5 protein-coding genes and 1 pseudogene are annotated in these 4595 nt (G+C 41.5%); 2 read left to right on the forward strand and 4 right to left on the reverse strand.

Annotation, left to right across the window (positions count from 1 at the left end; translation table 11 throughout):
• From ACFIQC_RS09245 to ACFIQC_RS09260, 4 genes and pseudogenes are all read right to left on the reverse strand, one after another.
• On the reverse strand, positions 1 to 806 hold an 806-nt coding region (locus ACFIQC_RS09245), incomplete at its 3' end, for a hypothetical protein (RefSeq protein WP_375707085.1).
• Between the two features lies 1 nt (position 807).
• Positions 808 to 1233, reverse strand: coding sequence for a hypothetical protein (locus ACFIQC_RS09250; RefSeq protein WP_375707086.1), 426 nt, complete (start codon positions 1231 to 1233; stop codon positions 808 to 810).
• The gene (locus ACFIQC_RS09255; RefSeq protein ID WP_375707087.1) at positions 1233 to 2690 is read right to left on the reverse strand and encodes a hypothetical protein; all 1458 of its coding nucleotides are present in this window, start codon (positions 2688 to 2690) and stop codon (positions 1233 to 1235) included. Before ACFIQC_RS09255 ends, ACFIQC_RS09250 begins: the two co-directional genes overlap by 1 nt.
• A 1-nt stretch (position 2691) precedes the next feature.
• A pseudogene (locus ACFIQC_RS09260) lies at positions 2692 to 2910 on the reverse strand (hypothetical protein); the annotation flags it as partial.
• A gap of 171 nt (positions 2911 to 3081) precedes the next feature.
• Between ACFIQC_RS09260 and ACFIQC_RS09265 the strand changes: the two are divergent.
• Both ACFIQC_RS09265 and ACFIQC_RS09270 read left to right on the forward strand, forming a co-directional pair.
• Complete coding sequence (locus ACFIQC_RS09265; protein ID WP_375621728.1) at positions 3082 to 4248, forward strand: tyrosine-type recombinase/integrase; 1167 nt, start codon at positions 3082 to 3084, stop codon at positions 4246 to 4248.
• Positions 4249 to 4455: 207 nt separating this feature from the next.
• The coding region (locus ACFIQC_RS09270; protein WP_375633082.1) for a helix-turn-helix transcriptional regulator at positions 4456 to 4595 on the forward strand (140 nt) is incomplete at its 3' end.

Here is a 4595-nt window from a genome sequence, read left to right on the forward strand (position 1 = left end):
AAAGAACCTATAGTCCCTACATTTTTCCACGGATTATTGCCCTCTATCTTAGAGATTGTATGATTATTCGTTGTCGTGCCGTAATTCCTTGCAAAACCATGACCGGCATTCATAAGCATATTCAACCTATTCCAGCCGCTATTGTCTTGTTCCAGCCAACGTTCACGATTGGCATCAACAAGGCGTTGATTGTAGTCATTAAGAACAGATGACCCCTGCAACATATTCGAATAGGCATTATTATAAGAGGGGAATAAGTTGCCTATCATGCCTAAGCGGTTTTCATTTAGTTGATCAATCATCGAATTGGCTTGCATCATATGCTGTAAATCTCTATCACGCTGGCGATACTTGATACGAGCTAATTCATCATTAAGCCCCCTCTGTAACTCATTGTTATGCGCACTAGAGCCATAAAGACCACTACCTAAAAACTGTCGATTAATACTATTTCTTATTTCACTTAAGCCCTCTTTAAGTTCCTCATCAAATTGAGAATTCGGTCCCATCAAACCACCAGATGCAATCCAGTTAAGGTTTCTCGCAGACGATGTTGGAGTATTCATCAAATGATTCATATAATTCTGATACTGATGAGGAATAGCTCCAAGACCTCCAATTGCTTGATAAGTTGGAGCACTTAAAGGTGCAACACGAGGTCCCCCATATACATTACCACCCATCCCTGTATCATACATGTTATACGCATCTGCACCCCCACGCTTAAAGACATTCTGCATCCAAGTTGGAGGGGCGCTTGTTTGTACCTGCTTCTGTTCTGTCGTTGTTGGTGTCTTGCTCCCCATGTCACAATTCCTTCCTATAATAAAGCATAGCTATGCCATAGCCTTGCTTGTCCAATGCGCGCTTCCAACCTAAACGACCCAAGATCTCCATTTCAGAAGCCCCATTCTCACGCGCCCAATCCTCTACAAATGTCAAATTATCAACTTGATCAAGAACGCCCTTGCCACTACATTCACAAATCAGTGCGCGCTTCTTTCCTAAAACTGTCTGTTGTATCTGGGTCGTGAATGCCGCTAAAAAGCGCTCGTCATCATCCAAAACAAGCCATAACTGTTTCTTGCCGCTGCAAATCGCTTCAATGAGCTCTTGCAACGTGATTTCATGTTTGAAACGCTCTACATACTCTCTAAAGGATGCAATGATGTCTTCAAGATAAAGCGCTATACGCTCCATATCCCAAGACGTGGTCAAAAAGACTTTTGCCATTACCCTCTGCCTAAAGGACGTAAATCCACATTAAATCCTGTGATATGGTTCCAATGAACGCCTTCAGGAATACGCAATTTAAAGCGGTGATAACGATTGCGCGAACGACCATGATAAGCGCCCGTGACATATGAACACACCCTCTCCTTGTGCCATGTAATCGGCGTCTGATTATTGCGAAGCCGACGCTCTCCTATGCTTAAAAGACCTTCCGTCGTATCAACTTCAGCAAACATCTTCGTGATAAAGTTAAAACTTCCATCTGGTGCCCCCATTTCTTGCGAAACAACCGTTGCCTCCATCGGTGCTCCCGTAAACATAACAAGCCGATTGTTATCATCAAAAGCACCAAGCATGGGAGCGCCACTTTGCCAACGAGGGCTGTCTAAAGAAGCCGGCAAGGACTCAAGATTGATCGAGATCTCATCTAACTGTTCTAAAGTATAACCTGTTGTAAACACTGGAAACAACGTGAAAGGTTTTCCCTGTAGCGTCGACCATTTCTGCAAGCCCCAATCATAGACAAAGGTCGTTTGCTCGTTATTGCCTCTCTTTATGGACCAGTAAATCCGGTTATCAATGGGGTCTATAACCCCTTGCATCTCATCAAGAGCAAACTTATCAAAGATTTTAAAAACCGTTCTATCAACCTTCTCAAAGCCTATCGGCAAAAGTTGACCATCAGCACTGATCTGATAAAAGCCACCATCACTCGCAAAAAAAGCATCACTCCCTCGACACGCTATAGAGGCTGCACTGCGCGCTCCACGCTTGTCTTGGATCTTTTGAAAAGCAAACGGGCTCTTGGAACCTAACGTCAAAGAACCAGCATAAATAGCAGAACGAAGAAAAATAAGGGGATTGGTTGTTTCTGTTGCCCCCTGCACATATTCTCCATCTTGGAAATCCATATAACCACTAACATTATATTGAGTCTCCCATAGAGTTTCATCGCCTTCTCCAGACCAATGGATGCGATTGGGATTATCTGTCAATTGCATCAAACAAACAAAAGGTCCCCAAACCTTAACCAATCCTGCTTTCGGTGGATTTCCTTCTAAATCTTCAAACCGTTCAGAACTAAGGACCTTGAAAACTTGCGGTTTATCATTTTTATTCACCGCAATAACCATGTTTTTAAAAAGAGCAAACGACCATTTATTCTCTTCATTTGCTTGATAGGTCACACCACTTTGGCTTATGTCTTTCCAACCCTTGGTTTGACTATCATAACTGTAAAGCTTTTGTTTGCCTCCTACAATTATCTTAACACCATTGCCACTTCTAAACGCTATGCACCCCAAAGGCTTTTCTTCCAAAGCATGAGACACAACCATTGCACTAGGCATCGGAATGTAACCGCCATCTGCTGGTAAAACATTCACAAGCGTATCCGTAAAGCTACCGTTGACGACCGAAACATCTGGTCTGTAATCAGCGATTGGAAAATAAACCATATTAAAAATCCGTTGGTATTATTCTGGTCACGTTATGACGTTGAGACGTCTCTGCACGCAATTCATGCAACTGTTCGTTAAAGTCATTGTACGCTGCCGTTGCACAATCGGGATCTTTCAAGATATTCTTGTAAAGTTCGTATTTTGCACGCGCCTTAATCAAATCAAACGCGTGCACAAACCATGGATGCTCCTCATCGACACTATCTATCTCTACAAGGCATTGATTTATAATGATAATCTAGTGTTATTCATATTGAATGAGAGTCCCGAATAACCTAAGATTGTCTCATTTTAAATCAGTTTATATTGCTTCAATCAAAACCACTCATTTGCACATCACAAGTGGGATGAATGTGTGGATCAAATTTATATAAGAAAGGAGTAAAAAATGGCTCTTATGAACCGTCTTAATGCAAGATCTGTCGCAACATTGGGGGCTGGCAAATATAATGATGGTGCCGGCTTGTTACTTCATAAGCGTAAAGATGGAGGTGCTCAATGGATTTTACGGTATACCCTTCACGGACGTCGTCGTGAAATGGGCTTGGGAGCATTGCGAGATGTCTCTTTAAAACAAGCCCGTGAATTGGCAACTGGGTGGCGTTCGGTTTTACGTGAGGGGCGTGACCCCATTAAAGAACGCAATAAACAAAAGCGTGAGGCAATCAGCAATCTTCATTACTTAAAAGATATTGCCGTAGATGCTTTTGAAAGTCGGAAAGCTGAATTAAAAAATGATGGTAAGGCTTGTGATTGGTTTTCACCTTTACGTCTTTATATTCTCCCTAAATTAGGCTGTCTACCCGTTTCAGAGATTACTCAAACAGAGATACGCAATACTCTTGCCCCTATTTGGCATACAAAAGCTGCAACAGCAGAGAAAGCATTGATACGTCTTAATCTTTGTCTTAAACATGCGGCTGCATTAGGTTTGAATGTTGATTTACAAGCAACAGAAAAAGCACGCGCGCTCTTAGGCAAACAACGCCATAAAACGCAAAATTTTCCAGCTATGGATTGGAGAAAGGTTCCGGCTTTTTATAAAACACTTTGCGAAACAACAACAATGACACAACTGGCTTTACGTTTGCTTATTCTGACAGGCGTTCGTACTTTTCCTTTATGTCATATCCATAAAGATCAAGTTGAGGATGATATCTGGACTATTCCTGCTGAAAATATGAAAGGAAAGCGTGATACAACAACAGAGTTTCGCGTGCCTTTATCATCAGAAGCATTAGACATTTTAAAACAAGCGCGCCTTTTATCACGCAATGATTTCTTCTTTTCTGCAACAGGTCGCGGTCCCCTCGCGCATAGGTGTATGGCTCAATATATGAAACGTATTGGACTTGATGCCTGCCCCCATGGATTTCGCTCTAGTTTACGCAATTGGCTTGCTGAAACAACCGATGCCCCCTATGAGGTCGCTGAAACCATTCTAAGTCATACAGTAGGAGGTAAAGTAGAGCGTGCCTATCGTCGTACGGACTATCTAGAACAACGCCGTGTTTATATGGATAAATGGGCGGCTTATGTCACGGGTCAATCTTAAGATATGGGGTGAATAACCCCATGATCTGTTGATAACTTTCTCTCTCTTTTCTCTCATTCTCTCTCAATAAGACTCATAACGTATCACATCAGAAATTATATAATAAAATATTGTTTTCTATAAATAAAACATCTTTCCAAACGAACCAAAATGTGGTTAATAAATAGTTATGATTTGTTACCATTTTTTGATAGAAAGGATTTTAGTATGACAGAAAATGATATTCTTTTGACAGACCGTGAAAGTGCAAAATTGCTTCATATGAGTGTCTCAACATTCCGCCGTCATGTAACCAATGGCTCTCTCCCAAAACCTTTAAAATTTGGTTTTTTGTCCCGTTGGTTACA

The organism is Bartonella sp. AA126HLJHH (assembly GCF_042197425.1).
GTDB lineage: Bacteria > Pseudomonadota > Alphaproteobacteria > Rhizobiales > Rhizobiaceae > Bartonella.

Coding starts and splice junctions, on each gene's coding strand:
- ACFIQC_RS09250 (WP_375707086.1), bottom strand. CDS start 1,233: ATGGCAAAAGTCTTTTTGACCACGTCTTGGGATATGGAGCGTATAGCG.
- ACFIQC_RS09255 (WP_375707087.1), bottom strand. CDS start 2,690: ATGGTTTATTTTCCAATCGCTGATTACAGACCAGATGTTTCGGTCGTC.
- ACFIQC_RS09265 (WP_375621728.1), top strand. CDS start 3,082: ATGGCTCTTATGAACCGTCTTAATGCAAGATCTGTCGCAACATTGGGG.